The organism is Paenibacillus sediminis (assembly GCF_017873765.1).
GTDB classification, from domain to species: Bacteria; Bacillota; Bacilli; order Paenibacillales; family Paenibacillaceae; genus Paenibacillus_AG; species Paenibacillus_AG sediminis.
The window spans coordinates 714,788-730,522 of record NZ_JAGGKP010000001.1; the positions used below are offsets into that span (position 1 = coordinate 714,788).

Here is a 15,735-nt window from a genome sequence, read left to right on the forward strand (position 1 = left end):
AATCGGTGATCAAATGTACGAAATAAAACTTGGCACATACTGCTGGTCATCAGATTATAGAAATTATCTAAAGAGAATTATTCGTGAAAATGCTCTAAATGTTGGGACAGCTCTTTATGAATTCTTAGTAGAGATTGAATATCTTCTTTAGACATTTTATCCAGTGCAAAAATCATGGCTTTGTAAGAAGGGGCATTTTCACTTGATTTCTTGGAAAGTTCTTTCCCCTCATTTGTCAGATTCAACTTAATTTCTCTGCGATCCGCTTCGGAAATGTTCCGTTCAACCAACCTTAGATTAACAAGTCCATCTACGCTTACACTAACGGTACTCTTTGGAGACATAAGTCTTTCGGTTAATTGCTTCAATGTCAGGCCGGGGAATGAGAACAACGTATTCAGTACCGCTAATTGTTGCAAGGTTAATCCTAGACTTTCAGCATTTTGCTGTGTCAATTTTGATGTAATTTTATTAATGGCCCAGAATGATTGGAAAATCTCTGCTGCTTTTTTTGTTCGTTCGTCATTGTAATCCATTTTACATCCGTCCTTTCTAATATAGTTCATAAATGAACAGTTCATATATGAACTATATTAGATCAGATCGAAAACATGTAAAATTAGTTATCGTTTGTTACAGTTTTTCGAGCGTCTTCTTGAACGTCTCAATGAATGCCTCCGCAGCTTTGGATAAATATCTTCCTTTGCGATAAGCGATGACGAGAGTCCGGTTTGGTACAGGTTCAGCTAGCGGCAAATAGACAGGAATAAATTCACTTCTGCGGGCCCGCGCGATAAATTGAGGGACAAACGTAATTCCCATTCCTGTAGCAACCAGAGATTGGACCGTTTCAATGTTGTTGCTCTCAAAGACGACATTCGGCTCAAAGCCTGCCTGACGGCACAAATCGACTGTAATCGTTCGAAAACCTTGACCTTTCTTAAGGACCACAAAGGATTCATCTTTTAGCTCTTCAATCGATACTCGCATCGATGGCCAATTTGCCGCACGTTTTGCAAGCGGATGGTTTGGCGGAACAGCCAAATCAATTCGCTCTATACCAATCGGTTCATAAGTAAGTGAAGGCTCAGCTAGCGGCAAAGAAAGCAGGCTCAAATCAGTTTGACCGTTTGCTGTCAGCTTCTCCAAGTTCATCGAAGTGTCTTCTAGCAGCGTTATTTCGATCCCTGGATAACTTTCACGAAATGCAGGAAGGACATGAGGCAGCAAATGTGACCCTGTTATTGGCATACTGCCGATAATAACCCGTCCCTTATGAAGTTGAGAAATGTCAGCCATCTCTTGCTTTAATTGTTCTACTGCGTCCATAATTTTCTGTGCATGCTCTATAAAGCTGACTCCAGCATGCGTTAATTCAACCGTGCTTGTGTTCCTTTGAAACAGCATCACTCCAAGCTCCTTCTCCAGCTTAGATAATTGCTGGCTGAGCGAGGGCTGAGCGATATGCAGCTTCTCCGCTGCGCGCGAGAAATTCCGTTCCTCAGCAATTTGCAGCGTGTACAGCAATTGTCTTAATTCCATATGATCACCCTATTGTCCACTTATAAGTTATTCCTATTACTTCTATAGTTATTATATCTTGGAACAATGAATAAAGAAATGATATATTGATTTCAACAAACGGAGCGCCTGAGACTCGGCCTTCGAAATACGTTCGAAACTTCGTGTGGGGTGATATGATGAGTAAAAAGACGATGTATGAAAAAATTTGGGAAAATCATGTAATTCATCAAGAAGAAGGTAAGCCCAGCATCATTTATATCGATTTGCATTTGGTCCATGAAGTAACTTCACCGCAGGCTTTTGAAGGCCTTCGCCTTAGCGGTCGTAAGGTGCGCAGACCCGAGCTAACTTTTGCAACAATGGACCACAACGTTCCAACTAAAGATCGCTACAATATTCAAGACCCCATTTCTAAACAACAAATCGACACACTTGCTAAAAACTGTGAAGATTTCGGTGTCAAATTATTCGATCTCAATTCAGTCGACCAAGGGGTCGTTCACGTTATGGGCCCTGAGGTTGGGTTGACACATCCAGGTAAAACCATTGTATGCGGTGACAGCCATACGTCGACTCACGGTGCGTTTGGCGCCCTTGCTTTCGGTATTGGCACTAGTGAAGTTGAACATGTACTTGCAACCCAATGTTTACAACAAGCGAAAGCGAAGACGCTCGAAGTTCGTTTTGTTGGGAAACGGAAACCAGGCGTAACGGCAAAAGATATGATTCTTGGACTCATTGCCAAGTACGGCACAGATTTTGCAACAGGATATGTTATTGAATATACAGGTCAAGCGATTCGTGATTTGACGATGGAAGAGCGAATGACTGTCTGCAATATGTCGATTGAAGCAGGCGCTAGAGCTGGACTGATCGCACCAGATGAAACGACTTTCGAATATTTGAAAGGCCGCGAGTATGTTCCTCAAGGAGATGCGTTTAACGAAGCTGTTGAAGCATGGAAGAAGCTTGCCACAGATGAAGGTGCTGTGTATGATCGCGTCGTCGAATTCGATGTAGAATCACTCATTCCTCAAGTCACTTGGGGTACAAGTCCAGGGATGGGTACGGATATTAATGGAACTGTACCTAATCCTGCTGATTTCACTACCGATAATGAACGTAAAGCAGCGGAAAAAGCGCTTGAATATATGGGGCTTACACCAGGAACACCGATGACCGAAATTGAAATCGATTATGTGTTTATCGGTTCTTGTACGAATGGACGGATTGAAGACTTACGTGCTGCTGCAGAAGTTGCGAAGGGATACAAAGTGTCTGATAAAGTGACAGCCATTGTCGTCCCAGGATCAGGACGTGTTAAACTGCAAGCTGAGAAGGAAGGTCTTGATCAAATTTTTAAAGAAGCGGGCTTTGAATGGCGCGATGCAGGCTGCAGCATGTGTCTCGCCATGAACCCTGACGTCCTTGAGCCAGGTCAGCGCTGCGCATCTACGTCTAACCGGAACTTTGAAGGTCGCCAAGGCCGGGGTGGACGTACCCATCTTGTATCACCGGCTATGGCTGCAGCAGCGGCAATAAAAGGCCGTTTTGTCGATGTGCGTGATTGGAATTTTAAAGCGGAAGTTGTTAGCTAATAAACGGGCAGAGAGGGGAACTGAGTATGCAACCATTTAAACAATTGACAGGTATTGTAGCTCCTGTAGACCGAGTGAACGTCGATACGGATGCCATTATTCCTAAACAATTTTTAAAACGCATTGAAAGAACTGGATTCGGACAATTTCTGTTTTATGAGTGGCGTTTTGATCAGCAAGGCAACGTAAATCCACAGTTTGAAATGAATAAACCGCGGTACGAAGGGGCCTCCATCCTAATTTCACGTGCCAATTTCGGCTGCGGATCTTCCCGTGAACACGCTCCTTGGGCGATTCTAGATTACGGATTTCAAGTCGTTATTGCACCTTCTTACGCCGATATTTTCTATAACAACTGCTTCAAAAACGGCATTTTACCGATCAAATTATCGGAAGAACAAGTAGAGGAATTGTTTAAGCGTACTGCAGCACATGACGGGTATCAATTAAACGTTGATTTGGAAAACAAAACGATTTCCGATAACTATGGACTTCACTATACTTTTGATTTGGATGAGCACCGTCGTCAATTTTTGCTTCTTGGTTTAGATGACATCGGTCTTACGCTGCAACACGAAGACAAAATTGCTTCATTCGAAGAACGAAACGCAGCTAAACTGTTCGCTTAGTGCGACAAAACTTATAATCTATCAACATTTTTTGATAAAAAATATAAAACTTCTATTTCCTTATCTAGGAGATAGAAGTTTTTTTTGTTATTATGGAATAAATGCGCAACTTTTCATAGTTGATGGCGTTTATTATATCGACTGGCGAACGATGTTGAATGCCAGAATCTATTAACGCCAAAATGCGGCAAATTTAAGAATGGTAGGGGTGAATGATGAAGAAATTTGGAATTTTAATGTTTTTGGTTGTCTTCATGATGGCGTTCCCAAACGCGGGGAGTGCGGCGCAGGTGAAAACATCCATAGTACTGGATGGACAAACTCTGACCCTCCCGCAAGGTGTTGAAGTTGAAAATGTGAATGGCAATGTAATGATTCCAATTCGTGTCGTCGTGGAGCAGCTGGGTTTTAACGTCTTATGGGATCAAAAGACGCGCACGGTAACCATAAAAGATGCTTCAAAGGAAATTAAGTTAGTTGTTGGTCAACAGACGGCGACCGTGAACGGAACTTCCGTTCGTTTAAATGCTTCTCCAATCATTCGCGGAACAGGTACGGTCATTATACCGCTCAGATTCGTCAGCGAACAGATGGGACTCATTGTAGGATGGGATAATAACACCAAAACGGTGTATTTGACAAGCCCTAAAGTAGCAGTCCCACCAACTGGCGGAAATACGGGTGCAGGTTCTGATGTGGGTTCGACAGTTCCAAATGATAATTTAGCACTTGTTAACGGTGTAAGCTTTGAAGATAACCAGTTGATGATCGCTGTCAGCGGCAGCGTGAAGCCTAATGTATTCAAGATGTCTGGACCGGATCGGATCGTCGTTGATCTGCCTGGTTCTAAATACTCGGACACTTTCTTGGCGAATCAATCGGTAAGCGAGACTTTTTCTGGAGAATTAGCGGTAACGGGATATCCGCAAGTTTCGAAAGTTCGCTATGCGAAGTTTTCGGACAACCCTCCAACGATTCGGTTTGTTATTGATTTAAACAGCCCATCCAATTACACAGTCACGGGCGGGGATGGAAATTCCTCTCTGATCGTAGTAGATTTAAATGGAGAGGCCGCTAATCCAGCACCTGATAATCACAACGGCAAAAAAATTGTCGTCATCGATGCAGGGCACGGAGCTAAAGATCCGGGCGCGATTGGTATTAATAATATGCAGGAGAAAGTGCAAAACCTGGCACTTGCTTTGAAAGTACAAAATCTGCTGAAAAATGATCCAAATATTTCTGTCGTCTTGACTCGATCGGATGATACATTCTTGGAATTAAGCGAGCGAGTTAAAATTGCAGAGGATCTAAAAGCAGATATCTTCATTTCAATCCATGCGAACAGCAGTACATCTCCTACTGCATCTGGTGTAGAAACCTATTATCAACGTTCTGAGAGCATTCCGCTCGCGAAAGTGATGCATAAGTATCTAGTATCATCATCAGGACTTAAAGATCGCGGCGTCGCATATGGCAATTTCCACGTTATTCGTGAAACGACAATGCCGGCCGTCTTGCTGGAAGCTGGGTACATAAGCAATGCGGGTGATGAAGCCAAAATGTTCACTGACAGCTTCCGAAATAACGTTGCAGGCGGCATTGTAGCCGGTATCAAGGAATATCTTGGAGTTAAATAGGGGTGTGTCCTTCAAAGGAGGCGGCAGTATGAATAAAAAAATATGGGTAACTGGTCTGTTAGCAATTCTTCTCGTTACCGCTGCAGGCTGCGGACAAAAACCGACAGCTGCGCCAAGTAATTCTGGTTCAAAGAGCGATACTGTACAAGGCCAGTCAAGGGCAGCTTTATCGAATGGAGCTGGAAGTAACACAGAAAGTCAAAAGACTGAAGTGAATAATACGGTTAAAGATAATGCTAATAAAACGCAAAAGGCAATCATTAAAGTTTATTACAATGATGACCAAGCTACTAAACTTGTCGAAGCACAGAAGGAAATTTCGTTTGAGAGCGATATTCAGAAATATGAGGCCGCATTAAAAGCGCTTCAAACGAGTGACGATCCTAAGCTGTTTCCGCTTTGGCCAAAAGTGATTTTCAAAAGTGTAAAGATTCATAACGGTGATTTGACTATAGATCTCACGCTTCCTGATGCAGCAAGACTGGGTTCGGAAGAGGAGCAATTTGCATTAGATTCGCTCAAGAAAACGCTGTTTCAGTTTGAAGAAGTAAAAACGATCGATATTCTTGTCGATGGCAAACAAGTAGACTCATTAATGGGCCATGTAGACTTAGACCATCCGATGAAGCGCGATTCATCACAATAAGGGAAAGCTCATGGCATGTGCCCGAACATGGTAACAGGATTTCATTTTACATAAGAGGTGAAGAGATGGTTTCTAATAATCGAAAATTCAATCATTCAAAAAAAATGTTGTCCGCCATGCTCGCTGCGGCCATGAGCTTTAGCGGTGGTGCTGCAGTCTTCGCTGATACAGCAGGCGCTATACAAACGAGTCAAACCGCACCATCCGTTTCTTTATTCAGCGACGTGAAGAGCGGCTTCTGGGCTGAGAAACATATTTACAAACTGGCTGCACAAGGGATCGTAAAAGGAAACAATGGACAATTTCGTCCTAATGACAACGTGACTCAGCAAGAAGCGATCACGATGGCTATTCGGTTTATGAACTTAGAAGGCTCATTAACGAGCGGTACGAATGTTGTTTTGCCTGACCATATTACAGCCGGAGATTACTACAAACCGTATATTGCACTTGCTTTCCAGCAAAATTTGCTGAATAAAGATGAAGAGGAAGCCGCAGTTAATGCTGAGAAATCCGGTAAGTCGTGGGGAGAGCAAAAGGCTTCTCGTGAATGGATTACGAAAATTATCGTAAGAGCATTAGGTAAAAAGGCGGAGGCTGAAGAGGCTAAAAATACGGCAACTTCATTCGTCGATAACAGTCAAATTTCTGCTTCGGCAAGAGGATACATAAATGTTGCTCTTAATTTGAATCTAACAAAAGGGATTGAAGGCAACCGATTTGATCCATTAGGTTCTGTAACAAGAGCTCAGCTCGCGACCTTCTTCAGTCGTGGACAAGCCTATGTAAATCCAGGCTACAGCAACGAATATGAGGGTGTCGTTACGGGCCTGACAAATCAGAGCATCACGCTGTATGTGAATGGCAAATCTCGCATCTTCACGCTCGGCAACAATACAGTATATTACACAAGTACTTCTGACAATAAAGTGCAGTTCAGCGACCTGAAACTGTATACTAAAGTATCGGTCATTGATAGCGCTGGCGCTGCAGCTTATGTAGAGACGACGGATGCGACTCCTCAGTTGGAAAGCGTCGAAGGTTCGTTCATTCGAGTTGCTGCAGGCAATAAGCTTTGGTTATTCGTAGATGACAACCCTGCTTCATTCACATTTGATTCCGGCACAGTATTCCTAGATCAAAATGGAATTGCGATAAAAGCTGACAATATTGCTCCAGACAGCGAAGTTGAAGTGCAGCGTGAAACATTCTCTGCAGAGAAGAAGCCGATTATTGTACGCGTTAAATCAGGATCTATTAATAAGACAAGTACAGGAACCATTCAATCTGTAGATCTTACCAACAAAACAGTTACGTTGAATGATGCATCAGGAGCAACTGAACAGTATAAATTGAATGATCTTTCTATAATTCGATATCAAAATGAACTATTAAACTTGGATGAACTGAAGATCGGATCGACCGTCAAATATGCAGTTGTTGACAGCGTGATTCAATCGATTGAAGTCACAAAAGGAACAGAATATACGGTGCGCGGTTCACTGTTTGATATTGGTCCTAACCAGACGACCATTACGTACAAAAAAGATGATGGGCTCGATGTGAAACTGCTTGCTAAAGATGTTCAAGTTGTCATTAACGGCGTTGCTAATCCTACGTTAGATGATTTAATTGCGGATTCAGATAACGGCGATCAAGTCGAGTTGACTTTAAACGCTCAAAATGAGGTTACACGCATTGAAGTGCTGAACCGTCAAATGAAGGTAATGAACGAAGCAATTATTGATTCCTATAATCCTAAGACGAAAGTACTTACCGTTTTGGATAGTAAAAAAACACCTCATGTGTTTACGCTTGATGCGAAAACAAAGCTTGACTACGATTCAAAACAACCGACATTAGCAGGTATTGAACCGCAGTTAACTGAGGGGCGTAAAATCAATATTAGCTATATTGATACTCGTGCCCTATCTCTACAAATCGTATACAAATACGAAGGTACATTTGTATCAGCGAATACGTCAGATCGCACGATAACGATTTTACAAGCAGATGGTAAGTCATTGAACCTTTCATATGGATCATCTACTCCAATGGTGGAATGGTTCGGGAAAACAAATGCTGTATTGTCAGACTTAAGTGCAGGTACTAAAGTGGTTGCACTGCTGAATTCGACTCAAACGGCTGTAAGCAAATTGACTGTACAATCCGTAGCTCAGTTTGAAGTCGTGTCTGTAGACAATAACTACCGTGTTCGTGTGAAGGCAAACGGAGTTACTAGCGAGTTCTATATCGATCAGCCTATTATTACTTCAGAAACAGGCCAGTTGATCAAAGCTCCGGATCTTCGTCCGGGTCAAACGATAAACGTTATTCTTAACGGTACGTTACCGGTTTCAGTACAAGTTGTGAAAATTACGGTCGGCAAAGTTACGAATATCGATAGCTCCGGTCAGACCGTTACCGTTCAAAGCGGCAATGGAAAAGTAGAATCGTTTAGCGTAACCGGCGGCGTTAAAGTAGACAGGAGCGGAATAACAAGCTCGAGTGTAACGGCTCTTACCGTAGGAGACCGAGTTGAAGCTCGCAAAGATGTCGATGGCAAGCCTATTTTCAAAGTGTTGACTTCGTCTTCCAAATTATTTTGGAAATATGATACTGCTTCAGGGGAAATTTACGTGAAGCGTGACTCGACGATGGATAACAATTATCGATTCAAAACGGCTTCTGACGTATTTGTTCACCAAGGTGACACGAACTTAACCGTGCAAACTTTGCGAGATAATGATAAAATTGTTTTGTATTTCAACAATGACGTTATTGTTGAGATTGAAAAACAATAGTTCCTTTCTTTCGAGATTAACCGTCCTGATCGGACTGATCCGTATCAGGACGGTTTTTTATGTCGGACGAATCTTCCTTTATAATAAGAACTGTAAGTTTTGTTGTGGGGGGTGCCTGCCATGAATGCTAAGACGGTCCGTTATATTTTGGATACGATCGGTGCAATGTTTCCAGATGCGCGCTGCGAATTGAATCATACGAATGCGTTTGAGCTGACAATTGCCGTCCTCTTGTCTGCGCAGTGTACAGATGAAACGGTCAACAAAGTAACGGCTGATTTGTTTAAAAAGTACAAGACGCCGCACGATTACATAGCGGTACCGCTTGAGGAATTGGAGCAAGATATTCGGCGCATTGGGCTGTACCGAAATAAAGCAAAGCACATTCAAAGCCTGTGCCGGATTCTAATTGACAAGTACGGCGGAGAAGTGCCTAGAGAGCATGAATTGTTAGTTCAGCTTCCAGGAGTCGGTCGCAAGACGGCAAATGTAGTTGTGTCTAATGCTTTTGATGTACCAGCTATAGCCGTCGATACGCATGTTGAACGGGTCGCCAAACGACTTGGGCTTGCAAATTGGAACGATACTGTCTTGGAAGTGGAAAAGAAACTGATGAAGCGAGTTCCGCGAGATGAGTGGACAATCACGCATCACCGCCTCATTTTTTTTGGACGATATCATTGCAAAGCTCAAAATCCACAATGCCCAGAATGTCCGCTCCTAGACATATGCAGGGAAGGGAAAAAACGTATGAAATCGCCCCTGAACAGGAAAGATAAGGAACAAGTTCAGAAGAAAAAGACTATCTAGAAGATGAGGTTGAAAGTAATGAAATGTATTTCCGTTTACACCGACAATTTTGAACAGTTTTCTGATGTATTTGAAAAAGTAATCGTAAGTGATTTTCCTGAGAATGAAGAGCATGAAATGGACGGCGTTACATTTAGTCATTCCGGAGAAGTTCCAGAACATTATTTAGAGAGAATGACACAGAAGCCAGAAGTCGTTGTCATGAAAGAGAAAAATCGCGGCATTACGATTTTGCAGCATGGCAAAGTATTCGAAATTATTATTCCGAAAGCGGAATAAATTAGAACGAATCATAAATAAAGATGGAAGTGGAAGAGGGACCGAAGCAAAGCTTCGGTTTCTTTTTGCATTCAGAACCATTTCCTTTATCGGTTTTCAATGCTAAAATATAACTATTTCATAGAACAGATAAGGAATGCAGCGGATGGAGGGCATGAATGTGCAAACGGTTACAACAAATGCGAGTACGTCCATAGATACGATATTACACAGATTAGAGCAACAATTTATTCATTTTGGTGATCTTTCTTCAGCTGAGAAAATGAGAGATTTACTTCATAAACAGCTATCGGGTGAGCTGACGATTGCGTTTTGCGGTCATTTTTCGGCAGGTAAATCGAGTTTAATTAATCAGTTATGCGTTAAAAAGGTGCTTCCATCAAGTCCAGTTCCGACGAGTGCGAATGTCGTTGCCATTCGTAACGGGAGTCCGCGGGCAATGATAACGGCTGCGATCAAAAATGAAGATGGTTCAAGCAGCTCTCATACTCATAGAATCGAAGTTTCGCTTGATGAGCTGGAGCAATATTGCCGTAACGGTAATAACTATACATACATAGAAGTATGGGATGAGCTGCCGTTTCTAGGAGGTAACGGTGTTCTTCTTGATACGCCCGGCGTTGATTCTACGGATGCTGCTCATGGAATGGCGACGAATTCAGCGCTTCATTTAGCAGATGCTGTGTTCTATGTCATGGATTATAATCATGTGCAGTCGGAAACGAATTTGGCTTTTGCTAAACAATTGTCCGAGTGGGGCAAGCCAATCTATATGATTGTGAATCAAATAGATAAGCATCGGGAGCAGGAGCTTTCTTTTGCACTCTATAAGGAAGAAGTAGAGCGGTCGTTCGAGGCATGGCAAGTAAGGCCCGCAGGGATCATTTATGTTTCCGTTAAGCAGCCTGAACATGCCTTTAATGAATGGTACAAAATGAAGAAGTTGATTGCTGGACTTCTTGCAAAGCGTACAGAGCTCGTGAATCATAGTCTCTACTGTTCAGCTTATTACACGGTGCAAGAGCATCTCAAACAGTATGAAGAGAATCTGCAAGATGAACTAGAGCGCCTTCTTGAGCAAATGGGCGGTGAGGAAGGGGCTGTGAGACTAAAGCAACAGTTAGATTCTATTCAGCAGGAATTTGAAAGGCTGGATCGTCTAATAGAGACAGAGCGTCAGCGTTTTCAAAGCAGTTTAGATCGATTGCTGGAGAATGCGCACATTATGCCTGCAGAGCTGCGTGACGCAGCACATCAATATTTAGAGAGCGCACAAGCGAATTTTAAAGTAGGCTTCTTATTTGCTGGGTCAAAAACAGAAGAGGAGAAAAGGCGGAGACTGAATCTATTCGAGCAGAAGCTGAAGGAACAAGTCAATGCACAAATGGACATCCATGTTCGTAATTTGCTCGTGAAATGGGGAAAGGAATTAGAAATTTGGGGAGATGAAGATGAGAACCGTCTCGATGAAGAACTGCCTGTAATGGATATAGAGCTTATCACCTCACTCGTGAATCCGAATGCGGTTATTTCGAATACATATACGCTCAATTACACTGCTGAGCTGCGCGCCGCTATCATGGCGCGCTACCGCCGTGCAGCCCTCGCGCTCGCGGACGGGCTGCTGGCTGCGTTCGCGCCGCGCGTGACCGCCGCGCGGCAACACCTTGCTGCGCAGCAGGCTTCGCTGCACGCGCAGCAAACCGCCGCCACCCGCTACGCTGCGCTCAAGCGGGAGGCGGCAGAGCGCGCAGCCAGCCTGCAGGCTGGGCTGACTGCGCGGCCAACGCTCACCCCCGGCATCCTGCCGCAGGTGAGCGACGAAGAGCCGCCGCCGCAGCCTGTGGCCAGCGAAGCGGCGGCTCCTGCGCCTGCGCCGGCCGCGGCAAGCCGGCAGCGCACGGCGCTTTCGCCGCTGGCCGCCTCCGGGCGGCGGCAGCGGCTCTACGTCGCAGCAGCGCGGCTTGAACGTGCTGCTGGGCTGCTCGCCCCTTACCCCGCGATGACCGCGGTGGTGAGGGGGCTGCGCAGCCGGGCCGCCGAGCTGGCGGGCGGCCGGTTCACGGTGGCGCTGTTCGGAGCGTTCAGCGCCGGGAAGTCCTCGTTCGCCAATGCGCTGCTTGGCGCGAATGTGCTACCCGTATCGCCGCATCCGACAACGGCGGCGATCAACCGAATTATGGCGCCAGAAGGCGAGTACGCTCATGGAAGTGCATCCGTGAAGATGAAGAGCCGGGAAGCTCTTTTTGAAGACATTGCTTATTCCTTTTCCATATTGGAGTTAGGTGATTTTAAAGAGGGCAGCTGGCTGCAAAGCGTAAAAGAATTGCGTCCAGAGAAGATCCATCCTGCTGGCAGAGCGCATTACAGCTTTCTAAAAGCAGCTGCTGATGGATGGGAGCAAGCCGAGAGCTTGCTTGGAGAAAGTTTCGTCGTCGATATACAAGCTTACCGTTCATTTGTAGCCGAAGAGAATAAATCGTGTTTTGTGAAGCAAATTGATCTGTATTACAGCTGTGATCTAACGGAGCAGGGTATTGTGCTCGTCGATACGCCGGGAGCAGACTCCATCCATGCGAGACATACGGGTGTTACGTTTAGTTATATGAAAAATGCAGATGCAATCGTATTCGTTACCTATTACAACCATGCGTTCTCTCAAGCCGATCGGAGCTTCTTAATGCAGCTCGGCAGAGTGAAGGGCAGCTTTGCGCTCGATAAAATGTTTTTCATTGTAAATGCAGCGGACCTTGCTTCGTCAAAGGAAGAGCTTGCCGATGTGACCGAGCATGTTCGTACTAATTTGGCCCTTTCAGGTATTCATTCACCGCAAATTTTCCCGCTTTCGAGTATTGGGGCTCTGGATGCGAAGCTGGCTAATGACGAGGACAAACTGAAAGAATCGGGACTATATACATTTGAAGAGCGATTCGCTTCCTTTGCAGAAGAAGATTTAGCGGGTCTTGCGGCATCTGCCGCAGCCAAGGATGTTCTGCTCGCCCGTCACAGAGTTGACGAGTGGATAAGAACTGCGCAGCAAGGTCAATTGGAGAAGGAGGCTCAGCTTCAGAAGCTCCAAAGTGATGAATTGAAGGCAGCCGAGCTTATTGCTCAGCTAAAAAATACGGATCTGAGCCGGACAATCGATCGCGAGCTGAGTGAGTTGTTATTCCATGTTCGGCAGCGGCTTCGTTTTCAAATGGGAGATTTAGTGCAGGATTCGTTCCATCCTTCTATCTTAAGGGAAGATGCCGGTGATCTGAAAAAAATATTTATCGCCAGCGGACGGGAATTGATACGGAAGCTGTCAATTGAACTTAGACAGGAACTGCTTGCAACAACTCTCCGTATGGAGCGATCGACCGATCGCAAGCTCAGCGAATGCTTTACCGAATGTGCTGATAAAATCGCTGAATTGTCAGAGAGCCTCATGGTATCGCAACCAGAATCCTATGATTGGACTACTCCAGAGCTTAACGAGGTTCATTTGCCGAGTCCTGTTGATTTCAAGACATTGTGGCCTCTGTTTAAAAATGCGAAAGCCTTCTTTGAAGGCGATGGAAAAAAACGACTGCGCGAAGCGTTGGAAGGTCCTCTGAATGAAGCGGTCGAACGAGCGGTTCATGATGTGAAGCAGCCGCTTCTTACGTTTTATATAGAAGGAAGCCGTAAGCGTCTCATGAGGCTAGGTGATCAAGCCTTAGAACAATTGAATGAGAGCATTCAAGGGATTCGATCTTCCTTACAAATGTCTGAACGGACGGAAGAGTGGGTTCATCTTTCAGAGGAATTGGCTCAGATGGAAGTGGAAATAACGGCTTAATTGGAATTTACAAACGTTTTCATATCCATCATAGGAAAATAAAGGATTATTAAATATTTCAAAATAATCACTCGATTCGTTTAGAGTAATGCCTAATGATCGTAAAATGAGGGGATATCTGGTCGATTATCCCCTTTGCTGTTGTCAATGCAGGGTGATAAACTTCTTAAATGTTCCACATTTTGAGGGTAAACGGTGAATAGGAGGAATTACATGAATGTACTGAGGCAACTGCAGCGCTACTACAAGGAGAAGATGAGCTTCTTGTTATTATCCGTTCTCTGTCTCGCAGCCGCTACTGCGCTTGGGCTTGTATACCCTAACTTACTTCGGAAACTTATTGACGAAGTCATCGTTCCAAAGCAGTTTGATACTCTACCAGTTCTAGCACTCACTCTCATTGCCGTAGTCATTCTGAAAGCAGGGCTTCTGTTTTTACATGGATTTTTCGGCGGACGGCTCGGGAACTATTTGGCGTACCGACTGCGAAATGCATGTTATGAAAAATTGCAGTTTCTCTCGTTCCGTTACTATGACACAGCAAAAACTGGGGATTTAATGTCACGCTTGACCGGGGATTTGGAAGCGATTCGAAATTTCATAGGATTTGGATTCGCCCAATTATTAAATTTGTTCTTTATGGTACTGTTTGGCTCCATGATGATGATGTCCATCAATTGGCAGTTAACGCTAATTTCATTAATTACGATTCCCATACTGACTTTCGTCGCTCTCCGCTTCGAGTCTAAAATCCATCCCGCATTCCAAGAGATGAGACTCGCACTCAGCTCCTTAACGACTGCAGTGCAGGAGAACATTACAGGTGTGCGAACGGTAAAATCATTTGCGAGAGAACCGTTTGAAGTTGATAAGTTCGCTCTTCGTAACGGAAGGTATCAGGAGAACCAAGTGAATGCGGCTGCTTTATGGGCTCGGTATTTTCCTTTTATGGAACTGCTCGCATCTGCTTGTATCATCATTCTGTTAGGCGTTGGCGGAACACTCGTTATTCGGAAAGCGCTTTCTCTTGGAGAACTTGTCGCTTTCTTTAGTCTAATCTGGTACATTATTAATCCGATGTGGAGTATCGGATTCCATATTAACAACTATACGCAGTCTAAAGCTTCGGGAGAACGTGTCATGGAACTGCTTCAGCAACATGTTGATGTTCATGATGAGCCTGAAGCAGTCTTGCTTGAATCGCAAAATGTGAAAGGGCATGTAACATTCGATCATGTTACTTTTGCCTACGGAAATAAAATGCCGGCTGTTGTTGATATTCATTTGGATGCCCCTCCAGGAACAGTGATTGGTATTCTTGGCGGCACAGGATCAGGGAAATCGACCATTATCCAACTGTTAATGCGGGCTTATGATGTGAATCAAGGGGCGATAAAGATCGACGGTATAGATATTCGAAATATTAAGGTGCAAAGTCTTCGCAGTCAAATATCAGCGGTGTTCCAAGAGACATTTCTGTTCTCATCCAGCATTCGAGGCAATATTGCATACGGCCTTAAAGATGTAAGCATGGATGATGTTATTCGCGCAGCACAGTTAGCCAAAGCACATGAGTTCATTATGGAGCTCCCGGAAGGCTACGATACCGTAGTCGGTGAACGGGGGATGGGATTGTCCGGAGGGCAAAAGCAGCGGATCGCTATTGCTCGTGCGCTCCTTAAAAATCCGAAAATTCTCATTCTGGACGATGCTACAAGTGCGGTCGATATGGAAACAGAGCACGAAATTCAAGCAGGCTTCCAAGAAGTAATGCAGGGCCGGACAACGTTTATTATTGCACACCGGATCTCTTCGCTTCGCCATGCGGATGAAATTCTTGTTCTAAATGAAGGCCGCATTGTGCAAAGGGGAACTCATGAACAATTAACGAATATTCCTGGGCCTTATCAAGATGTATACCGTATACAATATGCGGATCATTTGACCCGTGTTTCGGGTAAGGCAGGAGGGCAGGTGTAATC

11 protein-coding genes are annotated in these 15,735 nt (G+C 44.4%); 9 read left to right on the forward strand and 2 right to left on the reverse strand.

The features are described 5' to 3' along the window. Window positions 1-77: 77 nt before the first annotated feature. Entirely contained in the window at window positions 78-536 is a 459-nt protein-coding gene (locus J2Z20_RS03495) for a MarR family winged helix-turn-helix transcriptional regulator (RefSeq protein WP_209845424.1), read from the reverse strand. 97 nt (window positions 537-633) lie between these two features. Continuing rightward, on the reverse strand, window positions 634-1,542 hold the full coding sequence (locus J2Z20_RS03500) for a LysR family transcriptional regulator (protein WP_209845426.1): 909 nt from the start codon (window positions 1,540-1,542) through the stop codon (window positions 634-636). A gap of 155 nt (window positions 1,543-1,697) precedes the next feature. Between J2Z20_RS03500 and leuC the strand changes: the two genes are divergently transcribed. The 9 genes from leuC (at window position 1,698) to J2Z20_RS03545 (ending at window position 15,733) form a co-directional block, all read left to right on the forward strand. Beyond that, complete coding sequence (gene leuC / locus J2Z20_RS03505) at window positions 1,698-3,122, forward strand: 3-isopropylmalate dehydratase large subunit (RefSeq protein WP_415639979.1); 1,425 nt, start codon at window positions 1,698-1,700, stop codon at window positions 3,120-3,122. Window positions 3,123-3,148: 26 nt separating this feature from the next. Continuing rightward, window positions 3,149-3,751 carry a 3-isopropylmalate dehydratase small subunit gene (gene leuD / locus J2Z20_RS03510; protein ID WP_209845430.1) on the forward strand — a complete coding sequence of 201 codons (603 nt, stop codon included), beginning with the start codon at window positions 3,149-3,151 and terminating at the stop codon, window positions 3,749-3,751. 215 nt (window positions 3,752-3,966) lie between these two features. Continuing rightward, a complete protein-coding gene (locus J2Z20_RS03515) occupies window positions 3,967-5,391 on the forward strand; it encodes an N-acetylmuramoyl-L-alanine amidase (protein ID WP_209845432.1) in 1,425 nt (474 codons plus the stop codon). 28 nt (window positions 5,392-5,419) lie between these two features. Further along, on the forward strand, window positions 5,420-6,037 hold the full coding sequence (locus J2Z20_RS03520) for a GerMN domain-containing protein (protein ID WP_209845434.1): 618 nt from the start codon (window positions 5,420-5,422) through the stop codon (window positions 6,035-6,037). Window positions 6,038-6,102: 65 nt separating this feature from the next. Next, window positions 6,103-8,841, forward strand: coding sequence for an S-layer homology domain-containing protein (locus J2Z20_RS03525; protein WP_209845436.1), 2,739 nt, complete (start codon window positions 6,103-6,105; stop codon window positions 8,839-8,841). A 120-nt stretch (window positions 8,842-8,961) separates the two neighbouring features. Further along, window positions 8,962-9,651, forward strand: coding sequence for an endonuclease III (gene nth, locus J2Z20_RS03530; protein ID WP_209845438.1), 690 nt, complete (start codon window positions 8,962-8,964; stop codon window positions 9,649-9,651). Between the two features lie 18 nt (window positions 9,652-9,669). Further along, on the forward strand, window positions 9,670-9,930 hold the full coding sequence (locus tag J2Z20_RS03535) for an NAD/NADP transhydrogenase alpha subunit (protein WP_209845440.1): 261 nt from the start codon (window positions 9,670-9,672) through the stop codon (window positions 9,928-9,930). A 154-nt stretch (window positions 9,931-10,084) separates the two neighbouring features. Beyond that, on the forward strand, window positions 10,085-13,753 hold the full coding sequence (locus J2Z20_RS03540) for a dynamin family protein (RefSeq protein ID WP_209845442.1): 3,669 nt from the start codon (window positions 10,085-10,087) through the stop codon (window positions 13,751-13,753). A gap of 213 nt (window positions 13,754-13,966) precedes the next feature. Beyond that, the gene (locus J2Z20_RS03545) at window positions 13,967-15,733 is read left to right on the forward strand and encodes an ABC transporter ATP-binding protein (RefSeq protein ID WP_209845444.1); all 1,767 of its coding nucleotides are present in this window, start codon (window positions 13,967-13,969) and stop codon (window positions 15,731-15,733) included. Window positions 15,734-15,735 lie beyond the last annotated feature (2 nt).

Excerpts from the sequence above, each read along its gene's own strand:
- J2Z20_RS03520 (WP_209845434.1), top strand. The coding sequence starts at position 5,420 with ATGAATAAAAAAATATGGGTAACTGGTCTGTTAGCAATTCTTCTCGTT.
- J2Z20_RS03500 (WP_209845426.1), bottom strand. The coding sequence starts at position 1,542 with ATGGAATTAAGACAATTGCTGTACACGCTGCAAATTGCTGAGGAACGG.
- J2Z20_RS03545 (WP_209845444.1), top strand. The coding sequence starts at position 13,967 with ATGAATGTACTGAGGCAACTGCAGCGCTACTACAAGGAGAAGATGAGC.
- J2Z20_RS03525 (WP_209845436.1), top strand. The coding sequence starts at position 6,103 with ATGGTTTCTAATAATCGAAAATTCAATCATTCAAAAAAAATGTTGTCC.
- leuC (WP_415639979.1), top strand. The coding sequence starts at position 1,698 with ATGATGAGTAAAAAGACGATGTATGAAAAAATTTGGGAAAATCATGTA.
- J2Z20_RS03495 (WP_209845424.1), bottom strand. The coding sequence starts at position 536 with ATGGATTACAATGACGAACGAACAAAAAAAGCAGCAGAGATTTTCCAA.
- J2Z20_RS03515 (WP_209845432.1), top strand. The coding sequence starts at position 3,967 with ATGAAGAAATTTGGAATTTTAATGTTTTTGGTTGTCTTCATGATGGCG.
- leuD (WP_209845430.1), top strand. The coding sequence starts at position 3,149 with ATGCAACCATTTAAACAATTGACAGGTATTGTAGCTCCTGTAGACCGA.
- J2Z20_RS03535 (WP_209845440.1), top strand. The coding sequence starts at position 9,670 with ATGAAATGTATTTCCGTTTACACCGACAATTTTGAACAGTTTTCTGAT.
- J2Z20_RS03540 (WP_209845442.1), top strand. The coding sequence starts at position 10,085 with ATGAATGTGCAAACGGTTACAACAAATGCGAGTACGTCCATAGATACG.
- nth (WP_209845438.1), top strand. The coding sequence starts at position 8,962 with ATGAATGCTAAGACGGTCCGTTATATTTTGGATACGATCGGTGCAATG.